The sequence below is a fragment of the Micromonospora sp. WMMD710 genome, from assembly GCF_029626045.1.
GTDB lineage: Bacteria > Actinomycetota > Actinomycetes > Mycobacteriales > Micromonosporaceae > Micromonospora.
Genome location: NZ_JARUBD010000001.1, coordinates 5,148,321 through 5,171,471, shown reverse-complemented (window position 1 = coordinate 5,171,471; position 23,151 = coordinate 5,148,321). Strand labels below are relative to the sequence as shown.

Annotated in this window: 19 protein-coding genes and 1 pseudogene; 6 read left to right on the top strand and 14 right to left on the bottom strand. The window is 71.7% G+C overall.

From position 1 onward, the window contains the following. The first annotated feature begins 4 nt into the window (after positions 1 to 4). The 4 genes from O7620_RS23900 to O7620_RS23885 all read left to right on the top strand — a co-directional run bounded on the left by O7620_RS23900 (position 5) and on the right by O7620_RS23885 (position 9,517). Complete coding sequence (locus O7620_RS23900; RefSeq protein ID WP_278125288.1) at positions 5 to 892, top strand: carbohydrate ABC transporter permease; 888 nt, start codon at positions 5 to 7, stop codon at positions 890 to 892. Between the two features lie 99 nt (positions 893 to 991). After that, positions 992 to 2,647 (top strand): glycoside hydrolase family 13 protein, encoded by a 1,656-nt coding sequence (locus O7620_RS23895; protein WP_278125287.1) that lies wholly within the window; start codon positions 992 to 994, stop codon positions 2,645 to 2,647. 137 nt (positions 2,648 to 2,784) lie between these two features. Further along, complete coding sequence (locus O7620_RS23890; RefSeq protein WP_278125286.1) at positions 2,785 to 5,652, top strand: discoidin domain-containing protein; 2,868 nt, start codon at positions 2,785 to 2,787, stop codon at positions 5,650 to 5,652. Between the two features lie 187 nt (positions 5,653 to 5,839). Beyond that, on the top strand, positions 5,840 to 9,517 hold the full coding sequence (locus O7620_RS23885) for a discoidin domain-containing protein (protein WP_278125285.1): 3,678 nt from the start codon (positions 5,840 to 5,842) through the stop codon (positions 9,515 to 9,517). 1 nt (position 9,518) lies between these two features. Here O7620_RS23885 and O7620_RS23880 read toward each other — a convergent pair whose 3' ends face one another. Further along, positions 9,519 to 10,319, bottom strand: a complete 801-nt coding sequence (locus O7620_RS23880; RefSeq protein WP_278125283.1) for a crotonase/enoyl-CoA hydratase family protein — start codon at positions 10,317 to 10,319, stop codon at positions 9,519 to 9,521. 78 nt (positions 10,320 to 10,397) lie between these two features. On the opposite strand from O7620_RS23880, the gene O7620_RS23875 reads away from it, so the two are divergent. Then, positions 10,398 to 11,252, top strand: a complete 855-nt coding sequence (locus O7620_RS23875; RefSeq protein ID WP_151492329.1) for a Rieske 2Fe-2S domain-containing protein — start codon at positions 10,398 to 10,400, stop codon at positions 11,250 to 11,252. 522 nt (positions 11,253 to 11,774) lie between these two features. Here the strand turns inward: O7620_RS23875 and O7620_RS23870 are convergent. From O7620_RS23870 to O7620_RS23815, 12 genes and pseudogenes are all read right to left on the bottom strand, one after another. Further along, positions 11,775 to 12,728 (bottom strand): annotated as a pseudogene (locus tag O7620_RS23870) (LysM domain-containing protein); the annotation flags it as partial. A gap of 16 nt (positions 12,729 to 12,744) precedes the next feature. Next, positions 12,745 to 13,116 (bottom strand): hypothetical protein, encoded by a 372-nt coding sequence (locus O7620_RS23865; RefSeq protein ID WP_225854745.1) that lies wholly within the window; start codon positions 13,114 to 13,116, stop codon positions 12,745 to 12,747. A gap of 74 nt (positions 13,117 to 13,190) precedes the next feature. Further along, positions 13,191 to 13,658: a TadE/TadG family type IV pilus assembly protein gene (locus tag O7620_RS23860; RefSeq protein ID WP_278125282.1), complete on the bottom strand. Its 468-nt coding sequence runs from the start codon at positions 13,656 to 13,658 to the stop codon at positions 13,191 to 13,193. Further along, positions 13,655 to 14,104: a TadE/TadG family type IV pilus assembly protein gene (locus tag O7620_RS23855; RefSeq protein WP_151492325.1), complete on the bottom strand. Its 450-nt coding sequence runs from the start codon at positions 14,102 to 14,104 to the stop codon at positions 13,655 to 13,657. The genes O7620_RS23860 and O7620_RS23855 overlap by 4 nt, the downstream gene beginning before the upstream one ends. Positions 14,105 to 14,112: 8 nt before the next feature. Next, the gene (locus tag O7620_RS23850; protein ID WP_151492324.1) at positions 14,113 to 14,322 is read right to left on the bottom strand and encodes a hypothetical protein; all 210 of its coding nucleotides are present in this window, start codon (positions 14,320 to 14,322) and stop codon (positions 14,113 to 14,115) included. 25 nt (positions 14,323 to 14,347) lie between these two features. Continuing rightward, positions 14,348 to 15,220 (bottom strand): type II secretion system F family protein, encoded by an 873-nt coding sequence (locus tag O7620_RS23845; protein WP_151492331.1) that lies wholly within the window; start codon positions 15,218 to 15,220, stop codon positions 14,348 to 14,350. Next, positions 15,220 to 16,122 (bottom strand): type II secretion system F family protein, encoded by a 903-nt coding sequence (locus O7620_RS23840; protein WP_278125281.1) that lies wholly within the window; start codon positions 16,120 to 16,122, stop codon positions 15,220 to 15,222. The genes O7620_RS23845 and O7620_RS23840 overlap by 1 nt, the downstream gene beginning before the upstream one ends. 4 nt (positions 16,123 to 16,126) lie before the next feature. Continuing rightward, complete coding sequence (locus O7620_RS23835; RefSeq protein WP_278125279.1) at positions 16,127 to 17,671, bottom strand: CpaF/VirB11 family protein; 1,545 nt, start codon at positions 17,669 to 17,671, stop codon at positions 16,127 to 16,129. Further along, positions 17,661 to 18,461: a ParA family protein gene (locus tag O7620_RS23830; RefSeq protein WP_278125278.1), complete on the bottom strand. Its 801-nt coding sequence runs from the start codon at positions 18,459 to 18,461 to the stop codon at positions 17,661 to 17,663. The genes O7620_RS23835 and O7620_RS23830 overlap by 11 nt, the downstream gene beginning before the upstream one ends. 2 nt (positions 18,462 to 18,463) lie before the next feature. Continuing rightward, complete coding sequence (locus O7620_RS23825; protein ID WP_278125277.1) at positions 18,464 to 19,123, bottom strand: SAF domain-containing protein; 660 nt, start codon at positions 19,121 to 19,123, stop codon at positions 18,464 to 18,466. Next, the gene (locus tag O7620_RS23820; protein WP_278125275.1) at positions 19,120 to 20,127 is read right to left on the bottom strand and encodes a hypothetical protein; all 1,008 of its coding nucleotides are present in this window, start codon (positions 20,125 to 20,127) and stop codon (positions 19,120 to 19,122) included. Before O7620_RS23820 ends, O7620_RS23825 begins: the two co-directional genes overlap by 4 nt. Next, positions 20,082 to 20,648, bottom strand: a complete 567-nt coding sequence (locus tag O7620_RS23815; RefSeq protein WP_278125274.1) for a hypothetical protein — start codon at positions 20,646 to 20,648, stop codon at positions 20,082 to 20,084. The genes O7620_RS23820 and O7620_RS23815 overlap by 46 nt, the downstream gene beginning before the upstream one ends. 710 nt (positions 20,649 to 21,358) lie before the next feature. On the opposite strand from O7620_RS23815, the gene O7620_RS23810 reads away from it, so the two are divergent. Beyond that, on the top strand, positions 21,359 to 22,081 hold the full coding sequence (locus O7620_RS23810; protein ID WP_278125273.1) for an A24 family peptidase: 723 nt from the start codon (positions 21,359 to 21,361) through the stop codon (positions 22,079 to 22,081). Between the two features lie 402 nt (positions 22,082 to 22,483). Here the strand turns inward: O7620_RS23810 and O7620_RS23805 are convergent, their stop codons facing one another. Continuing rightward, positions 22,484 to 23,113, bottom strand: a complete 630-nt coding sequence (locus tag O7620_RS23805) for a phosphatase PAP2 family protein (RefSeq protein WP_151491647.1) — start codon at positions 23,111 to 23,113, stop codon at positions 22,484 to 22,486. Positions 23,114 to 23,151 lie beyond the last annotated feature (38 nt).

Here is a 23,151-nt window from a genome sequence, read left to right as displayed (position 1 = left end):
AGGAATGGCACAGGAATCCGGAACCCGGACCCTCATCTCCCAAGCCCAGCTCAGCCGGGGGCGCGGCAGGATCATCTACTGGACGCTGCTGGTGGTCGTCGTGACGGGGTTCACCCTCGTTTTCCTCGGCCCGCTCTACTGGATGGTTACCGGCGCGCTCAAGTCCGGCCAGGAGATCGCGCAGACCCCGCCGACGCTGTTCCCGAAGGACCCCCAGCCGCAGAACTACATCGACGCCTGGAACAACCTGGAACTCGCCAAGCTGCTGTTCAACACGTTCTACTACGCCATCGGCGCGGTGCTGTTCCAACTCGTCTTCGATGCGGCTGCCGCGTACTCGTTGTCCAAGCTGAGGCCGATTTTCGGCAACGTGATCCTCGCGCTGATGCTGGGAACGCTGATGATTCCGGCGATGGTCCTCATCGTTCCGCAGTACGTGACCGTGATCGACCTGCCGATCGCGCACATCAACCTGCTGGACTCGCCGTTCGCGATCTGGCTGCCCCTGGTGGCGAACGCATTCAACATCTTCCTGTTGAAGCGGTTCTTCGACTCGATTCCGGAGGAGCTGATGGCGGCGGCCCTGGTGGACGGGGCGACGCCACTGCGTACGCTCTGGTCGATCATCCTGCCGATGTCCCGCCCGATCCTCGGGGTCGTCGCGATCCTGGCCATGACGGCGGTCTGGAAGGACTTCCTCTGGCCGAAGCTGGTCATGCCGTCGCCGGAGACGCGGACGGTCAGCGTCGGCATCTACTCCTTCGCGGGTGGTACGCCCATGAACGTGGTGATCGCCGCGTCGGTCATCGCCGCGATCCCGACCGTCATCGTCTTCCTGATCTTCCAGCGGAACATCATGTCCGGCCTGACCACCGGCAGCCTCAAGGGGTGACCATTACCGCGTCTCCCCGCGGCGAACAATGACCGTTCGCCCGACACATATCCAGGTCCGGCGAACTCGCCGACGTACTGACGCAGAAAGCAGGTGCTCGTGTCCACAGCAGACAGTGGTCCGTGGTGGCGTGGAGCCGTTATCTACCAGGTGTATCCACGTAGCTTCGCCGACGGCAACGGCGACGGTATCGGCGACATCGCCGGGATCCGGTCCCGGCTGGATCACCTGGCCGCACTTGGCGTCGACGCGATCTGGTTCAGCCCCTGGTATCCGTCGCCGATGGCCGACGCCGGCTACGACGTGTCCGACTACCGTGACATCGACCCGGTCTTCGGCACGCTGGCCGAGGCGGAGGCCCTGATCGCGGAGGCCCACGCGCTCGGCATCCGGACCATCGTCGACGTCGTACCCAACCACTGCTCGGACGCGCACCCGTGGTTCCAGGCCGCCCTCGCCGGCGGCCCCGGGGCGCCCGAGCGGGACCTGTTCTGGTTCCGCCCCGGCCGGGGGCCGAACGGCGACCAGCGGCCCACCGACTGGGTCGGCGAGTTCGGCGGCGAGACCTGGACGCGCACCACCAACCCGGACGGCACCCCCGGCGACTGGTACCTGCACCTGTTCGCCCCGCAGCAGCCGGACTTCAACTGGGAGCACCCCCGGGTACGCGCCGAATTCGAGGACATCCTGCGGTTCTGGTTCGACCGGGGCGTCGACGGCATCCGGATCGACTCGGCCGGTCTGCTGGTCAAGGACGGCGAGCTGCCCGAGGTCCGGCCGGACCAGCCGCACCCGTTCCACGACCTCGACGGGGTCCACGACATCTACCGGGGCTGGCGCCGGGTCGCCGACTCCTACCCCGGCGAGCGCGCCCTGATCGGTGAGGTGTGGCTGCCGGACCGGCAGCGGTTCGCCAACTACCTGCGCCCGGACGAGCTGCACGCGGCGTTCAACTTCGACTTCCTCGGCTGCGCCTGGGACGCCTCTGCGTTGCGCGAGAGCATCGACGGCACGTTGAGCGCGCACGCGCCGGTCGGTGCGCCGGCCACCTGGGTGCTCTCCAACCACGACGTCACCCGGCACGTCACCCGCTACGGGCGGGCGGACACCACGTTCAGCTTCGCCGCCAAGCGCGAGGGCATCCCGACCGACCTGGAGCTGGGCACCCGGCGGGCCCGTGCCGCCGCGCTGCTCTCGCTGTCGCTGCCCGGCGCCGCCTACGTCTACCAGGGCGAGGAGCTGGGGCTCTACGAGGTCGAGGACATTCCGTACGCGATGCGCCAGGACCCGATGTGGGAGCGTTCCGGCCGCGTCGACCCCGGCCGTGACGGCTGCCGCGTGCCCTTGCCGTGGACCGGCGACGAGCCGCCGTTCGGGTTCAGCCCCGACGGCGCGACCGCTCCGTGGCTGCCTCAGCCGGCCGACTGGAAGGAACGGACCGCCCGGGCGCAAACCGGCGACGCGGCCTCGATGCTGGAGCTGTACCGGGCGGCGATCGGGATCCGCCGGGCCCAGCCGGCGCTCGGCGACGGCGAGCTGACCTGGCTGCCCGCCCCGGAGGGGGTGCTCGCGTTCAGCCGGGGCGGTGGCTTCCGCTGCCTGGTCAACCTCTCCGACACCCCGGTGGAGGTGCCCGCCGACGGGGATGTGCTGCTGGCCAGCGGGCCGCTCGACGACGGTCTGCTGCCGTCGGACACCGCCGTCTGGCTGCGTACCGCCGAATCGCCCGCGGCGGACGGCGCCGACCTCACCTGACCCACGCCGTGGTGCCGGCGGTCCCGTCCCGACCGCCGGCACCACACCCGTCGAAGAGAGGAGGACCAAGGGGAACGCGACACGCCGCACCGCAACGGGGGGACCTGGCCTGCCTGACGAAAGGGAGAGCGCAGCTCATGGCCAACCACACCACCGGCACCCCGCACCACCTTCGACACCCGACCCGGGCAGGGTTGGCCGCCATCGCCGCCACCCTGCTCGCCGCCACATCGGTGACCGTCCTCGCGGTCACCGGCACCGCCACCCCGGCCTCGGCGGCCGGGCTGTCCCCCTTCGACATCCCCGGCCGCGGCGCGACCGTGCCGTTCGTCGAGCAGGAGGCGGAGAAGGCCGCCCACAACGGCACGAAGATCGGCCCGGACCGCCGCTACGGCACGCTGCCGTCGGAGGCGTCCGGCCGGGAGGCGGTCACCCTCGACGCCGTCGGCGAGTACGTCGAGTTCACGCTCACCGCCCCGGCCAACGCGGTCACCTTCCGGATCAGCCTGCCGGACAGCCCGGCCGGCACCGGCCGGGACGCCGCCATCGACCTGCGAGCCAACGGGACGCTGCTGAAGTCGGTCCCGGTGACGTCGAGGTACGGCTGGTACTACGGCGGATACCCGTTCAACAACAACCCGGGCGACACCAACCCGCACCACTTCTACGACGAGACCCGGGCGCTGTTCGGCAGCACCCAGCCGGCCGGGACGAAGATTCGCCTCCAGGTCTCGTCGACGGCCCAGTCGCCGACGTTCACCGTCGACCTGGCCGACTTCGAGCTGGTCACGCCGATCGCCAAGCCCAGCGGTGTGCTCGACGTGGTCACCGACTTCGGTGCCGACCCGAGCGGCGCGACCGACTCGACCGCGAAGTTCCAGGCCGCGGTCGACGCCGGAAAGGCCCAGGGCAGGGCCGTCTGGATCCCGACCGGCACCTTCACCCTCTGGGACCACGTGGTGGTCGACGGGGTGACGCTGCGCGGTGCCGGACCGTGGTATTCGGTGCTCGGCGGCCGGCACCCCACCGACCGTAAGCGGGCCGCCGGCGTCTACGGCAAGTACGTCCCCGGCGGCGGCTACACCGGCGAGATCCGGTCGCACGAGGCCGGCGGGCCGAGCCGCAACGTCACGCTGCGGGACTTCGCCATCATCGGTGACATCCGGGAACGGATGGACGACGACCAGGTCAACGCCCTCGGTGGGGCGATGTCCAACTCGGTCGTGGACAACCTGTGGCTGGAGAACACCAAGGTCGGGGCGTGGATGGACGGCCCGATGGACAACTTCACCATCCGCAACAGCCGGATCCTGGACCAGACCGCGGACGGGGTGAACTTCCACACCGGCGTGACCAACTCGACGGTGACCAACACGTTCGTCCGCAACACCGGTGACGACGCCCTCGCGATGTGGGCGCAGAACGTGCCGAACGTCAACAATTCCTTCACGCACAACACCATCGGCGTGACCCTGTTGGCGAACCACCTGGTCAGCTACGGCGGCCGGGACATCACAATCACCGACAACGTCACGGCCGACTCGCTGACCAACGGCGGCGGCATCCACGTCGCCAACCGCTACCCCGGCGTGCAGGGTGCCACCGGTGTCCAGGGCACCTGGACGATCGCCCGGAACACCCTGATCCGCAACGGCAACTCGGACTACAACTGGAACTTCGGCGTCGGAGCGATCTGGTTCTCCGCCCTCAACGAGGCGTTCCAGAACCCCACCATCAACATCACCGACACCGACATCCTGGACAGCTCGTACGCGGCGCTGCACTGGATCGAGGGCCAGACCAACGGAATCAACCTCACCAACGTACGCATCGACGGCGCCGGCACGTACGCCCTCCAGGTGCAGGCGCCCAGCCAGGTGTCCTTCACCAACGTGCGGGCCAGCAACATCGCGCAGAGCAATCCGATCCACAACTGCGTGGGCGGGGGCTTCCAGATCACCCAGGGCTCGGGCAACTCGGGCTGGTACACCCCGACCCCGTACTGCGGCCCGTGGCCGGACCCGCAGTGGGGCGGTGGCCCGACCTCGCCGCCTCCGACCACCACGCCTCCCCCCACCACGCCGCCCCCCACGACCCCGCCTCCCACCGGCGGGAACCTGGCGCTGGGCCGGTCGGCGACCGCGACCAGCACCAACCAGAGCTACACGGCGGCCAACGTGGTGGACGGCAACGCGGCCAGCTACTGGGAGAGCGCCAACAACGCCTTCCCCCAGTCGGTCACCATCGACCTGGGCTCGGCCCGCTCGGTCGACCGGGTGGTGCTCAAGCTGCCCAGCGGTTGGGAGCAACGCACCCAGACCCTGTCGGTGCTCGGCTCCACCGACGGATCGTCGTACGCCACCCTGGCGTTGTCGGCCGGACGGGTCTTCAACCCCGGCGCGGGCAACACCGTGTCGATCGGCCTGCCCTCCGGTGACCGCCGCTTCATCCGGGTGACCGTCACCGGCAACACCGGCTGGCCGGCCGCGCAACTCTCCGAGGTCGAGGTGTACGGCGGCACGTCCACCACCCCGCCGACCACCCCGCCGCCCCCGACCACCCCACCCCCGACCACCCCGCCGCCCACCGGCAACCTGGCGGCCGGGCGCCCGATCACCGAGACCAGCCACTCCGACGTGTACGCGGCGTCCAACGCGGTGGACGGCAACCCGAACACCTACTGGGAGAGCGCGAACAACGCGTTCCCGCAGTCGGTGACGGTGGACCTGGGCGCCACTCGAACGGTGTCCCGGGTCGTGCTGAAGCTGCCACCGTCATCGGCCTGGCAGACCCGCACCCAGACGCTGTCGGTGCTCGGCTCCGCCGACGGCTCGTCGTTCTCCACCGTGAAGGCGTCCGCCGGCTACACCTTCAACCCGGCCAGCGGCAACACCGTCACCGTGACCTTCACGGCGACCAGCCAGCGGTACCTGCGGCTGACCGTGACCGGCAACAGCGGCTGGCCGGCCGGTCAGCTCAGCGAGTTCGAGGTCTATTCCAGCTAGACCGGCGGCCCCCGTCCCGCAGGGCGGGGGCCACCCGGTCCCGGCGACCCGGTGCAGCGCCGCCCCGGGCCGGCCAGAATCCCGTCCCCCAACCGTCCCCCACCTGTCGCGGCACGACGGGCGTACCCCTGCACCCGTCACCGGGCAACGCACCACACCCCACCCCCGAAAGAGGTGTAGCGACCCCATGTCCAGAACCGGTACCAGACGAGGCACCCCGCCGAGCGGCGCGCCCCGAACCAGCCGCAGGATCCTCGCCGGCGCGCTCGCCGGCCTGCTCCTCGCCACCGCCCCGGTCGTCACCCCCACGGCCAGCGCCGCACCGGCGGTCGACGCGTCCGCGTCCGCCGCCCGGATGGCCCTGCTCGCCGGGCTCTCCGCCACCATGACCGCCAGCAGCTACAACCAGAACTACGTGGCGGGCAACGCCAACGACGGCAACGCGTCGACCTACTGGGAGAGCGCGAACAACGCGTTCCCGCAGTGGATCCAGGCCGACCTCGGCGCCACGGTCAACGTGGACCGGGTGGTGCTGAAGCTGCCGCCCTCCTCGGACTGGCAGACGCGTACGCAGACGCTGTCGGTGCTGGGCTCGACCAACGGCTCGTCCTTCTCCACCCTGAAGGCGTCCGCCGGCTACACCTTCAACCCGAGCAGCGGCAACACCGCGACCGTCAGCTTCACCGCCGCCAGCACCCGCTACGTACGGGTGCAGGTCACCGGCAACACCGGCTGGCCGGCCGCGCAGTTCTCCGAGGTTGAGGTGTACGGCGCCAGCGGCAGCACGGACACCCAGGCGCCGAGCGTCCCCGGCAACCTCGCCTACACCCAGCCCGCCAGCGGGCAGGTCCGGCTCACCTGGTCGGCGTCCACCGACAACGTCGGGGTGACCGGCTACGACGTGTACGCCAACGGTGGGCTGCGCGGCAGCGTCAGCGGCTCGACGCTGACGTACACCGACAGTCAGCCCGACAGCGCCACGGTCTCGTACTACGTGCGGGCCAGGGACGCGGCCGGCAACCAGTCGGCGAACAGCAACACCGTGACCCGGACCGGTACCGGCACCCCGCCGACCGGTACCAACCTGGCGGTCGGTAAGCCGATCACCGCCTCCGGGTACGTGCACACGTTCGTGGCGACCAACGCCAACGACAACAACGTGGCCACCTACTGGGAGGGCAACGGCAACCCGAGCACGCTGACCGTGCAGCTCGGCGCGAACGCCAGCCTCAGCCAGGTCGTGCTGAAGCTCAACCCGGACTCGGCCTGGGGTACGCGTACCCAGAACATCACCGTGCTCGGCCGGGACCAGGGCTCGTCGACGTTCACCACCCTGGTCGGCGCGGCGATCTACACGTTCAACCCGTCCAGCGGCAACACGGTGACCATCCCGGTCTCCGCTGCGGCGGCCGACGTGCGGCTGTCGATCGCCTCGAACACCGGCGCACCGGCCGGGCAGGTCGCCGAGTTCCAGGTCTTCGGCACTCCGGCGCCGAACCCGGACCTGACCGTCACCGGCATGTCGTTCAGCCCGTCCGCACCGGTGGAGACCAGCACCATCACCCTCTCGGCCACCGTGCGCAACGCCGGATCGGCGGCCTCGGCGGCGACCAACGTCAACTTCTACCTGGGCTCCACCCGGGTGGGCACCGCGTCCGTCGGTGGCCTCGCGGCCGGCGCCTCGACCACCGTCAACGCCAGCATCGGCACCCGGGACGCGGGCAGCTACCCGCTCAGCGCGAAGGTCGACGAGTCGAACACGGTCGTCGAGCAGGACGACACCAACAACAGCTACACGAACCCCAGCCCGCTGGTGGTCAGCGCGGTCGCCAGCGCCGACCTGGTCGCCTCGGCGGTCGCCTGGTCACCGGGCAACCCGTCGGCCGGCAACACGGTCACCTTCTCGGTGTCCATCCGTAACGCCGGCAACCAGGCGTCCACCTCGGGTGCGCACGGCATCACGCTCACCGTGCTCAACGAGTCCGGCACTGCGGTCCGTACCCTGACCGGCTCGTACTCCGGTGTGATCAACGCCGGGGCCACGGTCGGCCCGATCAACCTGGGCACCTGGACGGCCGCGAACGGCAAGTACACCGTCCGGGTGGTGCTCGCCGCCGACGCCAACGAGCTGCCGGTCAAGCAGGCCAACAACACCAGCGACCGCCCGCTCTTCGTGGGGCGCGGCGCCAACCTCGGCTACGACATGTACGAGGCCGAGGACGGCACGACCGGCGGCGGTGCCGGGCAGGTCGGGCCGAACCGGGAGATCGGCAACCTCGGCGGTGAGGCGTCCGGACGTCGCGCGGTCACCCTGAACAGCACCGGCGCGTACGTCGAGTGGACCACCCGGGCGGCGACCAACACCCTGGTCACTCGCTTCTCCATCCCCGACGCGCCGGGTGGTGGAGGCATCGATTCGACGTTGAACATCTATGTCAACGGCACCCTGCACAAGCCGATCAACCTGACCTCCAAGCACATCTGGCTCTACGGCGCGGAGGCCGGCCCGAGTGATTCGCCGAGCGCCGGCCCGCCTCGCCACCTGTACGACGAGGCCAACGTGATGTTGAACTCGACCATCCCGGCCGGCAGCAAGATCCGCTTGCAGAAGGACCCGGCCAACACCACCACGTACGCGATCGACTTCATCAACCTGGAGCTGGTCGCACCGCGGGCCAACCCGGACCCGTCCCGCTACCGGGTGCCGAGCGGTTTCAGCCACCAGGACGTCCAGAACGCGCTGGACGCGGTCCGGATGGACACCACCGGCAACCTCATCGGTGTCTACCTGCCGGCGGGCACGTACGAGACCGCGCAGAAGCTCCAGGTGTACGGCAAGCCGATCACGGTGACCGGCGCGGGCATGTGGTACACCCGCTTCCAGACGCCGACCGGCCAGCAGAACACCGACGCGGGCTTCCGGGTGGAGTCCTCGGCCAGCGGGTCGACCTTCTCGCACCTGGCCTTCTTCGGCAACTACACCAACCGCATCGACGGGCCGGGCAAGGTCTGGGGTGAGCTGAAGGACGTCGACAACATGACCCTGGACAGCGTCTGGGTCGAGCACACCGTCTGCGCGTACTGGGGGGTGAGCGTCAGCGGGCTGACCATCCGCAACAGCCGCTTCCGCAACACCTTCGCCGATGGTGTGAACCTGACCAACGGCAGCACCGACAACCTGGTCACCAACACCGAGGGGCGGTCGAACGGCGATGACGCGTTCGCCCTCTTCTCGGCCACCGACCAGGGCGCGTCGACCGGCAACAACGGCAACGTGTTCGAGAACCTCACCGCCACGTTGACGTGGCGGGCGGCCGGGCTGGCGGTCTACGGCGGCTACAACAACATCTTCCGCAACCTGTACATCGCGGACATGTTGACGTACTCCGGGATCACCATCAGCTCGCTGGACTTCGGCTACCCGTTCATTGGCTTCGGAGCCAGCCCACCGACCCAGTTCCAGAACATCTCGATCATCCGGGCGGGTGGCCATTTCTGGGGCTCCCAGACGTTCCCCGCGATCTGGGTCTTCTCCGCCTCGAAGGAGTTCCGCGGCATCCGGGTGTCCGACGTGGACATCGTCGACCCGACGTACTCGGGAATCATGTTCCAGACCAAGTACACCGGATCGCAGCCGGAGAACCCGATCACCGACACGGTGTTCACCAACATCTCGATCAGCGGTGCCCGCAAGAGCGGTGACGCGTTCGACGCGAAGTCGGGCTTCGCCGTCTGGGCCAACGAGATGCCGGAACCCGGTCAGGGCCCGGCGGTCGGCTCGGTCACCTTCAACAACCTGCAGTTGAGCAACAACGCCGTGGACATCCGCAACACCACGTCGACCTTCACCATCAACCGCAACTGAGCTAGCCGGCACCGGATGCCGCCGGGAGGTTCGCCCCTCCCGGCGGCATCGTGCCGTGCCGGCCCTCGCCGGCGGCGAACCGGGCCGCGCCGGCCGCCGCGTCGGCGGCCAGCGAGGCCATCCCGTACGCCAGCTCGGTCGCCAGCGCCTCCGGCTCCGGGCGGCCGGCGCCGGCCAGCACCGCCGCCCGGTCGTTGCGCAGGCAGGTCTGCGGATGCCGGGCGATCGCCGCCGCCAGCTCCTCGGCCGCGGCCCGCGCCCGGCCGGGTGGCACCAACCGGTTGACCAACCCCATCGAGTACGCCTCGTCCGCCGGCACCGGACGGCCCGTGAGGATCAGGTCCAGTGCGCGACTCTCGCCGATCAGCCGGGGCAGCCGGGCCGTGCCCCCGTCGATCAGGGGTACGCCCCAGCGGCGGCAGAACACCCCCAGCGTCGCGTCGGACTCGGCGACCCGCAGGTCGCACCAGAGCGCCAGCTCCAGCCCGCCGGCCACCGCGTACCCGGAGATCGCCGCGATCACCGGCTTGCTGAGCGTCATCCGGGTCGGACCCATCGGCCCGTCCCCCTCGGGCTCGACGCGGTTGCCGCTGGGCGTGCCGATCGCCTTGAGGTCGGCGCCGGCGCAGAACGTGCCGCCCGCCCCCCAGAGCACGGCCACCGCCGCGTCCAGGTCGGCGTCGAAGGCCCGGAAGGCGTCCGCGAGCGCCCGGGCCGTCGGCCCGTCAACGGCGTTCCGAGCCTCCGCCCGATCGAGAATGATCGTGGTAACCGGACCTGCGCGCTCCACCCGTACGCTCACCGCTCCAGCATGCCCGCCCACCGACGATTTGTCGTCGGCGACCGGTTTGCTACCGCGTTCGCCGGGAAGTCGGTACTCGTGCGAGCACTTCTGACGAGAGTTGAGCAGGCATCCGGTATGGACCGGGCCGGTGACCGGTTGCAGCGGGCGGTCCTGAGCACGCTGCGTCCGCGACGACTACGGGACCTGCTGCACGGGGTGACGCTGGGCCATCCGCTGCACCCGGCCATGGTGCAGGTGCCGGTGGGCGCCTGGATCAGCGCCGCCGTGCTGGACCTGATGCCCGGGCAGCGCCGGCCCGCCACCGTGCTGGTCGGTCTCGGCACCGTCAGCGCGGTGCCGGCGGCCGTCGCCGGGCTGAACGACTGGGCGGCGCTGTCCCGCGACCAGCGCCGGGTCGGCCTGGTGCACGCCGCCGCGAACACGGTCGGCATCAGCCTCTACGCGGGCTCGCTGGCCGCGCGGCTCTCCGGGCGGTACGGCGTCGGCCGTACCCTCGGCTTCCTCGGGTTGTCCGCGGTGAGCCTCGGGGCCTACATCGGCGGCCACCTGGCGTACAAGCAGGGCGCGCAGGTCAACCAGAGCGTGTCCGAGCTGCACCGGATGAGCGACGGCTGGCACTCCCTGGCGGACATGGCCACCCTGCCGCAACGCACTCTGATCACCCGTGAGGTGGACGACGACATCTCGGTGATCCTCTACCGGCACGGTGACGAGGTCACCGTGATGTTGGAGCGCTGCCCGCACCAGAGCGGACCACTCGGTGAGGGTGAGGTGCAGGAGATCGACGGTCACGCCTGCGTGGTCTGCCCGTGGCACGGCAGCGCGTTCCGGCTCAACGGTGGCGAGGTCATGCAGGGCCCGTCCGGCAACGACCAACAGATCCTGCCCACCCGGATCCAGAACGGCGTGCTCCAGACCCGCCTGCCCTGACCACCATCGGGCCACAGCCCTCGAGCGGGCGCGGGGTTACCGAAGACCGATGCCTCCAGGTCATATTTATGACTCACAGGTATCGCTTCTGCGGGCACCTCGGCACCGAGCCCGCTCGTGGTCACCCGAGCGGCCGGGTCAACGCCGGTGCCTGCCGACCGGCGGGCCGTCCGGCACGGAGTCCAGGCCATGCCCGCCGTCGAGCAGCCCGTCGGGGGTGTCGCCGCCGGTCCCGCTCTCGTCATCGGTCCAGGTTGGCGCCCCGGCGGGTGCGGTCCCACCGAAGGACGCCCCGGCGGGCGCGTTCCCACCGAAGGGCGCCCCGGCCGGCGCCGCGTCACTTGCCGGTGAACCGGTGGCTTCGCTGGCCGCCGCCCGGCTGGCGGCCCACGCTGCCCCGCTGCTCCGAGCCGGGCCGCTGCCCCGAGCCGTGCCGCCCCCGCCCCGAGCCGTGCGGCCAGCGGTGCGAGCCGCGCGGCCCATGGTCGTGCGGGAGGCCGCGGCCAGTCGAGGTGCCGCACCGGCGGTTGCCGGGCGGCGGCGCAGCCCGAGCACCGCGCCGATCTGGGCGCCCACGATGCTCGCCACGGCCAGCACGGCGGAGACCGCGAGCGGTCGGTTCACCCGGTCGGTGGTGCCGGCCCGTGCCGCGCCCACGGTCATCGCTGGCGGTTGACCCGCCGACTCCGTACCGCCGGGTGGTGCCGGATCGACCCGCTCCGGCGCGGTCCGCTCGGGTGCCGGCCGGGGTGCCGGCGGCTTGGGCGGGGTGGGTCGGCTCACTAGCCGGCCGGTCGCATGCGGTCGTTTGCCCTGGTCGGCGGCCTCGGTGGGCAGCCGGAGCAGTTGGCCGGGATGGATCCGGTCCGGGTCGTTCAACCGGTTCAACTCGGCGAGTCGTCGGTAGTCGCCGAACTCGTCCAGATAACGCTCGGCCACCTCACCCAGGTAGTCGCCCCGGGCCACCCGGTACACCTGTGCCGTGGTGTCGGGTGTCGCAGCCGCGCGGGTCGGCGCGGCCACGGTGCTGACCGCCGGGGTGCCCGGCGGGGCGTACGTCGGACCGGCGTAGACCGCGGCGGCGCTGGCGGCGGCCGGGCTGGCGGCGAGGATCAGCGCGACCGAGCCGACCAGCGCGGCGGCGGCCTTCTGCTGGCGGCTCATCCCGGGCAGCTTCGGAGCCGGACGGCGCAGGGTCTGCGCCCCCAACTCGACGAGGACGGAGAAGGCGAACGTGGCCCAGCCGAACCAGCCGGCGAGAGCCAGTGCCCGCAGGAAGAGCTGACCGTCGTCCCGGCTGGTCAGCGCGGTGCCCACCTCGCTGATGGTGGGCAGGTGGTCGGGCAGCGGGTTGCCGGCGAAGGCGATCAACGCGACCGGCGCGCCGGCCAACAGCGCGCAGAGCACGACCAGCGCGCCGACGCCGGTGAGGATGCGTCCGGTCCGCCGTACGACGGACCCACCCGATACGGGCATGGCTGCCTCTCCCTTCCTACGGTCCTGCGGTGATGGCCCGGGCGGTCGCCTCGCCGGTGACGGTGACCGTCCCGGGGAAGCCGATCAGCCCGAGCATCGAGCGCTGGTAGGTGATCGTGACGGTCACCCGGATCAGGGTTTCCCCGCCGACCTGCGGGAAGCTCACGGTGTGGCCGGTGGTGCCGGCGGAGGTCAGGTAGTTGCCGACCGCGACGACGGCCTGTGGTTCGTCGATCCGCTTCGGTCCGCCCTCGATGGCCGTGGCCAGGTCGATGGCCTGACCGCCGGCCCGGGCGGCTTCCGCGGCCAGGTTGTTGGCGCGTTGCAGGGTGCGCAGCTGCCCGGCGCCGTCGAAGGAGAGGCCCACGATGGCCAGGACCCCGACCATCGCCACCGCCAGGAAGATGCTCACCCGGCCGTGCTCGGCCAACCACGGTGACGGCGGCGTCCGGGTGGCCGTGGTCACTGCCGGCTCCGGTAGCGGTCCAGCGGGGACGTGAACTTCGCCGTGATCACGTTGTCGGTCGGCATTCCGGGTAGGACGTCGAGGGAGATGTCCGTGAAGGACACCAGGCAACTGATCTGCACCGTCACCGTGGCATCCACGCCGACCGGGCTGCTGAACGCGTCGTCGAAGCTGGCGGCCGTGCCGGCCACCGAGCCAGTGAACGTCAGGTCCAGGGGGTTGGCGCAGGCCAACCCGGACCAGTCCAGTTGCTTCTCGGCGGCGTTCCGAGCGGCGTCCCGGGCGGTGTCGGCGTTCCGGGAGATCGAGGCGGCGCGGGCCGCGTCGTGCGCGGCGGTCTCGATCGACTCGGCCGCCACCGCGCTGCGACCGGCCACACCGGCCAGCACCATCAGCGCGATGAACGCGGGCGCGAGCACCGCCACCTCGATGGAGACCGAGCCCCGCTCGGCGGTGCGGTTCACGGCTGGGTCACCCTCTCCACGGTGCCGTGGGCGGTCTGCTGCACCGCGAAGTCCACGCCCGGTACGACCGACAGGGATCTACCGGAGACCGTGCAGGTCACCTCGGTGTCCGCGTCGGTGATCACGCAGGTGGGGCCGGGGTTGTCCCAACCGACGAGCCAGCCACCGGCGGTATTCAGAAACTGGGTGGCGCTGGCCACGCCGGCGCCGTCCTCGGCCTGCTGCACCCGCTGGGCGTTGACGCCGCTCTGCGCGGCGTTCAACGCGGCGGCGCGGGCCAGGAAGACGGCCGACACCTGCAGCGACGCGAAGAGCAGCACCAGGATCACCGGCATCACCACGGCGAGTTCCACCGGGTTGGCTCCCCGCTCCCGGTCGACGGCCACGAGGCGGTGCCGGGCGGTGACTACCGCCCGGCGCCACCTCGGGTACGCGGCCTGACTCATTCGGGCTACTACGGCGCCGTCGGGTTTCCGAAGGTCGGGATGTTGGTCATCCAGTTGTTGGCCCTGCTCAGGGCCAGGCCGGTGACGACCGTGGCGACGAAGACCAGCCCGAAGATGATCACGGCGGTCGGCACCGGGCTGTCACCGCGCTCGCCGTCGTGGCGCAGCTCGGCCAGGCGCGTCGTCATCACGACGTGCAGATAGCTGAGGATGGACATGGCGTACTCCTTCACGGGGGTGGGGTCAGATGCGGGCGATGAACGGATAGACGACGAAGCCGAGCAGCACGAAGACGAGCAGTGCTCCCGGAATGTCGAGTCGACTGGTCACCCCCTCGGCCCGGGCGAGGTTGTCGGTGCGGATCTGGTCGCGTAGCGAGTCGGCCCGGCTGCGCAGGGTCTCGTGCACCTGTGCGCCCTCGCTGCCTGAGGAGCGCATGATCGCGCCGACGTCGCCCAACTCCGGGATGCCGATCTTGTCGGCGAGTTCGCGCAGCTCGTCCCAGGGAGCGTGCATCTGCATCTGGGCGATCCGCAGTGACTCCTGGATCCGGTCGAACACCCAGCCGTCGCAGACCGCCGCCGCCCGCTCCAACGACTGGACCGGCCCGTGCGCGGCGGAGAGCTGCAACGCGACCAGGTCCAGGTAGGTGCAGACGGCCTGGCGGAACTCGTCGCGGGCGGCATCGGCCTTGGTCAGCACGGCCCGGTGCGCCAGCAGGCCGCCCATCAGCGCCAGGCCGAGGCTGCCCAGCACCGGTACGACCAGCGGGAACGAGATACCGAACGCCAACAGCGCCACCCCGAGCAGGGTCGGCGTGGCCAACCCGATCAGCGCGGACAGCAGCACCGACAGCGCGTACTGCTCGGGGGTCTGACCGATCAGGGCGAGCTGCCGGTGCGGCGGCCGCAACCAGCGGGACAGCCCGGTCAACCAGTCCAGCCGCCGGGACGCGGGAGTCGGAACCCGTCCGGTACCCGCCGGCTGGTGCAGTCGGCGCAGCGCCGGCCCGAGCGCCGGAGTCGCCGGCACCAACTCCCGGATCACCAGGAACAGGCCCAGTCCGATCCCGGCACCGCCGCACACCGCGATGGCCAGCTGCCAGTTGACGATCATCACGCGATCACCTCGCGCGGATCCGGCGCCGGCAGGAACCGGGCCGGGCGCTGCGGCTGGCTCATCGACCGCACCCAGGCCAGCAGGCTGATGAACGCGGCACCGAGCGCGGCCATCACCACCTGGCCGACCGGGGTGCCGTACGGCTTGATGTACTCGGTGTTGATCAGCCCGTACGCCAGGGTGGCCAGCGTCATTCCGGTGAGGAAGCGGACCGCGAACCGCGGCTGGGTGCGTTTGGCCTCGATCTCCCGACGGGTCGCCACCTCGGCCGCGGCCGCGCCGGCGATTGAGCCGAGCACGTCACCGAGCCGCTCACCACGGTCGCTGAGGTGCAGGATCAGTGCCGCGACCACCTGGTCGCAGACCGGGTCGCCGATCTCGTCGGCGAACGCCAGCAGCGCGGAGCGCGCCATCCAGCCGGCCTGCAGACGCGAGGCGAGCAACCGGACCTCGTCCTCGATGCCGGGCGGAACGCTGCCGATCGTCCCGATGATCGACTGTTGGAGGCCCTGCCCGGTGCCGGAGACGTCCTTGAGTCGGCGGGTCCATTCGCCGACCGCCTCGATCCGGGCGATCGCCCGCTGCTCGGCCTTGCCCACCCCGAACAGCCACGGGGCGCCGGGCACCGCGACGGCGACCAGCAGGCCGACCACCGGCAGCCCGGTCAGCAGGAAGGCCAGCGCTCCGGCGACCACCGCGGCGAGCAGGAGCACCTGGTAGGCGCGCCGCTCGGCGGGTGTGCTGCCGGAGCCCCGCCACAGCCGGCTCAGGCCCGACCCGGCACCCGGCGCCGGCCCCGCGGGCTTGCGGGTGCCGACCAGTGCCACCACGGCCAACAGCAGCCCCGCCACACACGCGGCCCCGGAGATCACCGCGATCAACTCCAGGCTGTCGGTCATCACGTCACCGCCGGGCCAGTCGGGTCTGCCGAGCCCGACGCCAGGCACCCGTGCCGGCGTCGATCCACCGGGTCAGCAGCCGGGCGTCGTAGCCCACCCGCAGCAACTGGTCGCGAACGCGTTCCGGCAGGTGCCGGGGGACCGCGCGACCGTCCGGGCCGGGCCCGAAGACGGAGGTGGTGGTGATCCGGCCACCCTCGCCGGCTCCGATGATCTCCTCCACGTGCGAAACGAACCGGTGTTTGCGCCCGCCGATGGCGGTCTCGTCCTCGACGGTGACGTAGACGATCAGGTCGAGGGCGTTGCCGGCCATCCGGCGGGCCTGGTCGACGGTCATCTCGCGGCCGTGCGCCAACGCCAGCTCGACGATCCGTTCACCCACGCCGGCGGCCGAGCGGGCGTGGATCGTGCACATCGAACCCCGGCTGGTGGTCATCGCCTGGAGCATCGGCACGATCTCCCGGGACCGCACCTCACCCACGATGATCCGCAGCACGCCCATCCGCAGCGAGAGCGGGATCAGGTCGGCGATGGTCACCTCGCCGGCCGGGCGACCGTCGAAGCCGCGTTCGCCGTGCCCCTCGCGGGCCTCGAAGCTCATCACGGCCCGGTGCCGCTCGCGGCGGCGGGCGGGCAGCAGCTCCCGGCTCTCCTCCAGCAGCACGTACGGCTCGTCCGGCGGGATCTCGTTCATCAACGCCCGGATGATCGTGGTCTTACCGGCGCCGGCGAGACCGGCGACCATGATGTTCAGCCCGGCGCGCATCGCCGCGCGGAGGAAGTCGCGCAGCAGCGGATCGATCATCTCGTCCAGATCACCCCGGGCGCCGGCCACGTCGTCCAGGCTCACGTCCAGCGTGTTGTGCTTGCGGATCACCGCGTACGGGCGGTGGCTGACCAGGAACACCGCGGCCAAGCGGCTGCCGTCGGGCAGTTGCAGGTCGAGGGTGGGCTTCACGGTGGACAGGGACCGCTCGGTCGCGCCCGCCCGGCGGGCCGCCGCCTGGAGGATCTCCACCAGTTCGGCGTCGCTGTCGGCGATCGGTTCGGCCCAGTCCACCCCGCCGCCGTGCCGGGTGATGCGCACCTGGTCGCAGCCGAGGATGTGCACCTCCTCGATCGTGTCGTCGACCAGCAGGGTCTGTAGCCGGCCGAGGCCGACCAGTTCGGCGGTCACCTGGTCGAGCAGCAGGCGTTCCTCGTCGGCGGCCATCGGGGTGCCGGCCCGGCGGACCGCGTCGGCGTACTCGGCGACCACCGTGACGGCGAGGCGTGCCCGCTCGGTGTCCTCCTCGTCGACGGTGAATTCCCGGCCGCGCTGCCACAGGGTGAGCCGTTCGGTGAGTTCCCGCCGTAGCTCCCGGACGACCTGGAAGTCCATCCGGGGGCGGAGTGGCTGCTCCGGCCTCGGCGGGCCGGGTGTGGGTGCGGGTGGTGGCACCGCCTGGGACTGGTGGTGGCGGCCGTTCGGCGTGGGCAGCGGAGGTGCGATGGAGGTGGCGCCCGGCGGCTGCTGGCGCGGGTCGGCGGAGACCGGCTCAAACCGCATCCGGCACCCCCTGCTGCACGGGCCAGGCAAGTCGTGCCTGCCGGCGTTCCAGCAGCGCGCCGATCGGCACCTCCAGCGCGGCCGCCGCGCGCAGCAGCGGCCGTCCGGATCGCACGGTCCCACCGAGGCCGAGCACCCCGGCGGTACGCGGGTCGTGCGGCAGCCGGGCGATCACCGGCAGTTTCATCGCGCGGCTGATCTCGGCCCGACCGTGCCCGTCGCCGACCAGCAGCAGCCGCAGGGTGCCCGGCGGTACCCGATGCTCGGCGAAGTCCCGTTCGATGGCGGTGACCACCGCCCGCGTCCCGGAGAGGTCGGGCAGGTTGGCGCGGGTCACCAGCAGCACCACCGAGGCGGCGCGCAGCAGCGGCCACGGCGGGCCGGCGACGTGCAGCCGGCCACAGTCGACGAGGACGTCGTAGCCGGGGTTGCCGCGGTCCAGGGCGTTGAAGTAGTCGGCGAAGCGCTGCCACAGCGGGGTGACACTGCCGGCCTGCGTCGGGTCGACGAGCCCGGGCAGCAGCAGCCGTTCGCGGCGAGGTGCGTCCAGGTCGACCAGTTGGGACCAGAACGCGGTCTCCAGGTTGCCGTCGCGCAGCTCCCCGACAGCCAGCTCGCCGATGCCGCGCGGCCCGTCCAACTGGCCACCGAGGTAGCCGGCGAGGATCGACCCGCCGGATGGGTCACATTCGGCGAGCACCAGCCGCCGGTGCCAGGTCAGCGCGCAGGCCAGCGCCGAGGTGGTGACGCCGGGCGAACCCTTCGCGGACACCAGCGCGACGATCGCCATGCTCAGGCCGCCTCGGTCAGTACGACGGCGATGCGCTTCTGTGCGGCGAGCGCCACCACCGCGGGCACGTCGCGGACGGGCAACGCGAGGTACACGACCTGGTCGTCGTTGGCCTGGTTCACCATGTCGATCACACTGGCCGCGAACCGGGTGCCCGTGGCGGCCGCTTCGCCGTTGGCGTTGCTGTCCGGGGTGCTGACCAGCAGAACCTTGTCTCCGGGGTGCAGTTTGCGGGCCGGCACCTGTGCGGTCTTCAGGCCGAGCGCGATCTGCTGCTGCCCGGGGCCGAGCAGCGGATCGTCGGTGATCTGGGACAGCGTGAGCAGGGTGCCCGGCACCAGCGCCACGGCGGCCCTCTTGCCGATCACCTCGTCGAGCCGGCCGGCGGGCACCGGCCGCAGCCCCTGCCCTCCGGCGACCTGCACGGTGATCAGGTCGGCGGTGCTGATCTCCCGGCCCACCTCCACCGGCCGGGCCACCGCCAGGTAGCTGCCGGTGGCGCGGACCGAGGTGACCGCGAAGGCCGCGCCCAACCCGCCCAGGGCGATCAGGAGTACGGCCAGACCGAGCAGCCCGGGGCGGACCCGGCGCTGCCGGACGACCTTGGGTGGGGTGACCGGCGCGTCCACCGACCCGGTTCCGTTGCGAGTCGCGAGGCTCATCTGGTGACCACCTGGAGTTCGTTGATCTGGATCGGCACGGTGCCGCTGGTCCGGGTCTGCGGGATCTGCCCGGTCGTCTCGCCGTCGCCGGTCCACCAGCGCACCGTCCAGTGCGTGGTGGCGCCGACGCGGTACGTGCCGGCCTTCGAATAGCCCGTGTGGAAGCCGCAGTCCGGGGAGGGTTTGCCGGCGTAACTGCCCTTCGCGTCGTACGGGGTGCCGGCGGTGGTGCAGGTGACCGTGTCCTTCTTGTTGCCCATGTCCCAGACGATCCGGTCGACCTTCGCCTCGATGGAGACGGTCAGGCCACGGTCGGACGCGGACGCGCGCAACGGGCCGAAGTAGCTGGCGCTCGGGGTCGCCCACATCCAGACCGGCAGGCCGACCAGGCCGGGGCCGACGTCCTTGCGGGGCGCGACTCTCAGGCGCGCCGGGAGCAGCTTGATCGACGCGAGGGCGCGGCGAGCCAGCTCCTCCGGGTCGGGCGGTGCGCCGTAGCCGGGCGGCGGCCCGTCCCGCAGCTCCTCGCGCTGGCTGCCCTGGTCACCGCCGTTGCAGGTCAACAGGTACCACTGCTGGCCCTCGGGGGTGTTGGCCGGTTGCGGCTCCTCCAGCTTGTAGTAGCAGCCGTCGCCGTTGTTGAACCAGCCCAGCACATCGTGGTAGCAGGGAACGGTCTGCCCGGCCCACTGGCAGACACCGCCGCCCCCACCTCCGCCGCCGTCGTCCCCGCCACCGCCGTTGTCACCGCCGCCGCCGGGGGTGCCGGGCTCGTCGTCCCAGACGCTGCAGTCGGGCTGGTCGGGCGGGCAGCCCGCCCCCGGGTCCGCGCGGCGGGCGGCGGCGGCCGGCAGCGTCCCGCCGACCACCAGCAGCAGCGCGAGGCCGATCCCGGCGAGCGCCCGGCGGGGCGTCCCGACCCGGGGGGTACGGGCCGGGGCGCCCCTTCCTCCCCGGGTCAGCACGGCTGGTCCCGGTGCGTCGTACCGGAGTTGATCAGCCATCGACCGTCCGGGTAGCGGGTGGCGGTGGCGGTGGAGAGGTGCTTGCCGCCGCCACTGCCCGGGACCACCCGCTTGTCCTTGGCGTAGACCAGCCGGTAGGCCGTCGTGTCCAGGCAGTCCTGGATGTCCACGGTGGCCGGGGTCGCGTCCAGGCTGACCGCCGTGACGGTCGGGTCGGACTTCACCGTCCCGGTACGCATAGCGCCGTGCTCCTTGGCCTCGTGAATGGACAACCGGACCCGGGTGAGAAGTGGATCAGCGAGGAACCGGGATAGTTCCGGCGCGCGCGGATCGCTGCGTCCGCTCGCCGTGCGGGAGGCCGCGAGATAACCGGAGTACGCGTCCAGTGCCGCCTTTTCGGCGGCTTGCCGTTCGACCTCCGGGTCGGTCTGCTGCCCCTCTTCCCGGGCCGCCGTCGGCCTTTCGACGGCGTCCCGTCCGCTGGCGCAGGCCGTGGCCGGCACCGCCGCCACGACCGCCAGCAGGCAGATTGCCGCTCGTCTGAGCTGCCGTCCGCGCACCGTCGAGCCTCCTCGTGGTCGCCTGGCGCGGTGACGGGTCACCGCCGCCGGACATGCGGAAGCGCGCCCGGATCAGCACATCCGGAGCTGTTCATTGCGCCTCTGCATTCACCGTTACGGATCTTCTACAAATGCAAGGTCCCGTGTCGTCCCGTTGTTGTAGTGAGGCTTGCGTCACACTCAAGGGGCGAGCATAAGCTGACGGTCGCCGATGCAACAGAGGCAATTCAAGTGAACACTCTCCGTGATGGCAGGTGGTGGTGACCGGTGTTCGTGCTGCACCCCCGACAGTGGCCGAATGATCGGCCGACGATGATCGGGCGTGGCCGGGTCGGACCGAGTCCCAGCGACGCGTCCGCCGGTCCCGGGAGTGGGACATCGCGGCGTCATCCCGGCATCCGGCTGGGCCTCGCCGGCCACGACGTTGCCGCGCGTGCCACCGCGACAGCCGTCCCGGAACCAGCCCGGGAGGCCCTCCGGGGCGCCGCGGCGCAGGTCGCTTTCTGCGCCATCCGCTACACCAAAGCGATCCCTCAGTCACGATCCGTGTTCATGTTGCGGGAGGGTACCTGCCGATCGGGACGGCCGACATGGCACTGACCGGCCCCCCGGCAGCCGTTCCCGGGCAGGAGGACCCACCCGATCGGAGTCGACGGCGGGCACGAACGGCGCGGCTCGGCCCGGTCGCGGGTCATCTCCGGCTCCCGACCGTGCTCCCTACTGTGCTCGCGATCGTGGCGGTCAGCCCGCTGCTGCGGTTGGCCGCCGTGCGGCACGCCGTACCGTCGGGCACCGCCAACCGCACCGGCTGCGACGCCTGCGGCGCGCCGATCGGCCTGACCCGGCCCTGGCCCGCGCTCGGTCCGACCGCTCGGTGCGGTCGCTGCCGGGCCCGGGTCGGCCCGCCGGCAGCCACCATCGAGCTGGCCGTGCTCGGCGCGGTCGTTCTGCTGCTGTCGGTCGGACCACCGGTCGGGCCGCTGTGGGCGCTGGCCTGGTGGCTCGGCTGGACCATCCCGGCGGTCGTCGTCGACCTGGCCGTGCACCGTCTGCCGGACCGTCTCACCCTGCCGGCAGCCGCCGGGACCTGGCTGCTGCTCGGCCTGGCCGTGCTCGGCGAAGCCACGCTGGGGTCATGGCTGCGTGCCATCGCCGCCGGCACGGGGCTGGCGTTGCTCTTCGCCGCGAGCACGCTGCTGCTCGGTCGCCGGGGCTTCGGGCTGGGCGACGCCAAACTGGCGCTCAGTGTGGGGGCGCTGCTCGGTTGGTACGGCTGGCCGGTCCTGCTGCTCGGGATGCTGCTCGCGTTCGGGCTGTCCGCGCTGGTCAGCGTAGGACTGCTGGCGGCCCGACGGGCCCGCTGGAGCACCCACCTGCCGTTCGGCCCGTTCCTGCTCCTGGGCACGGCAGCCGCCCTCCTGCTGGCAACCTGACCCGACCCCGCGCCCGCCGCCCTGCGCCGTGCCCGGCCACCCTGCGCCGCGCGAACCCGCCGCCCTGCCGGCCTGCGCCGCGCTCGGCCGGCCTGCGCCGCACGGACCCGCCGTCCTGCGCCGTGCCCGGCCGTCCTGCGCCGCGCGGACCCGCCGCCCTGCGCCTGGTCGCCTGGTCGCCCGGCCGCCCGCAAGATCGTGCTCGATCCAGGATGTAGTGGTCTCGGCCGGTCTGAGAGGCCACTAGAACCAGGATCAAGCACGATCTTGCGGGCGGACCCGCCGGGCGGACCCGCCGGGCGGACCCGCCGGGCGGACCCGGCGGGCGGACCCGCCGGGCGGACCCGCCGGGCGGACCCGGCGGGCGGACCCGGCGGGCGGACCCGCCGCGCAGGCCCGCGGTCAGGGACGGGTACGGCTTGCCAGTTTTGAGGTTGGGCGGGTGGTGCGGTCGGCCCGGCGGCGGAGCGCCTCGGCGGTCGGGCGGGCCAGCAGTGGGGTCAGTAGGGCGGCGAACAGGGCGCCGAGCAGTACGCCCGCGGCCACGTCGTGCGGGTAGTGCACGCCCACGAAGACGCGGGAGAAGGCGGCCAGCACGGCCAGTGGCAGCGCGATCAGTCCGAGCCGGCGGGACAGCAGCAGCGTGGTGACCGCCAGGGCGCCGGAGATGGTGGCGTGGTTGCTGGGGAACGACCAGTCCCCCGGTGGTGGGCAGGTGCCCGCGATGATCGCCCGGCCGACCGCCCGGCAGGGCCGATCCTCGTCGACGACAGTCTTGAGCCATTCGCTGCTGGCGTACGCCAGGAGGGTCGGCACCGGCGCGACCAGGGCGAGTGCGCGGTCGTGCGGGCCACCGGACAGGCGTCTCAGCGCGGCCACCAGCAGCAGCGCGCCGAGCAGCAGGAGCACCCACTCGGTGGCGTGCCCGACGAACCACCGCAACGGGTCGGGGCTGCCGGCGGCGGCGTTGACGACGTCGCGGTACCACTCGGCGCTGATCTCCGGAACGTCCATGCTGCCGCTGTCGGCCATGCATCACCTCGCCATATGTTCGTACCTCGTTCACCTGG

Excerpts from the sequence above, each read along its gene's own strand:
- O7620_RS23805 (WP_151491647.1), bottom strand. The coding sequence starts at position 23,113 with ATGGCCGACAGCGGCAGCATGGACGTTCCGGAGATCAGCGCCGAGTGG.
- O7620_RS23820 (WP_278125275.1), bottom strand. The coding sequence starts at position 20,127 with ATGGCTGATCAACTCCGGTACGACGCACCGGGACCAGCCGTGCTGACC.
- O7620_RS23885 (WP_278125285.1), top strand. The coding sequence starts at position 5,840 with ATGTCCAGAACCGGTACCAGACGAGGCACCCCGCCGAGCGGCGCGCCC.
- O7620_RS23855 (WP_151492325.1), bottom strand. The coding sequence starts at position 14,104 with ATGAGTCAGGCCGCGTACCCGAGGTGGCGCCGGGCGGTAGTCACCGCC.
- O7620_RS23830 (WP_278125278.1), bottom strand. The coding sequence starts at position 18,461 with ATGGCGATCGTCGCGCTGGTGTCCGCGAAGGGTTCGCCCGGCGTCACC.
- O7620_RS23840 (WP_278125281.1), bottom strand. The coding sequence starts at position 16,122 with ATGACCGACAGCCTGGAGTTGATCGCGGTGATCTCCGGGGCCGCGTGT.
- O7620_RS23845 (WP_151492331.1), bottom strand. The coding sequence starts at position 15,220 with ATGATCGTCAACTGGCAGCTGGCCATCGCGGTGTGCGGCGGTGCCGGG.
- O7620_RS23825 (WP_278125277.1), bottom strand. The coding sequence starts at position 19,123 with ATGAGCCTCGCGACTCGCAACGGAACCGGGTCGGTGGACGCGCCGGTC.
- O7620_RS23865 (WP_225854745.1), bottom strand. The coding sequence starts at position 13,116 with ATGGTCGGGGTCCTGGCCATCGTGGGCCTCTCCTTCGACGGCGCCGGG.
- O7620_RS23850 (WP_151492324.1), bottom strand. The coding sequence starts at position 14,322 with ATGTCCATCCTCAGCTATCTGCACGTCGTGATGACGACGCGCCTGGCC.
- O7620_RS23835 (WP_278125279.1), bottom strand. The coding sequence starts at position 17,671 with ATGCGGTTTGAGCCGGTCTCCGCCGACCCGCGCCAGCAGCCGCCGGGC.
- O7620_RS23900 (WP_278125288.1), top strand. The coding sequence starts at position 5 with ATGGCACAGGAATCCGGAACCCGGACCCTCATCTCCCAAGCCCAGCTC.
- O7620_RS23890 (WP_278125286.1), top strand. The coding sequence starts at position 2,785 with ATGGCCAACCACACCACCGGCACCCCGCACCACCTTCGACACCCGACC.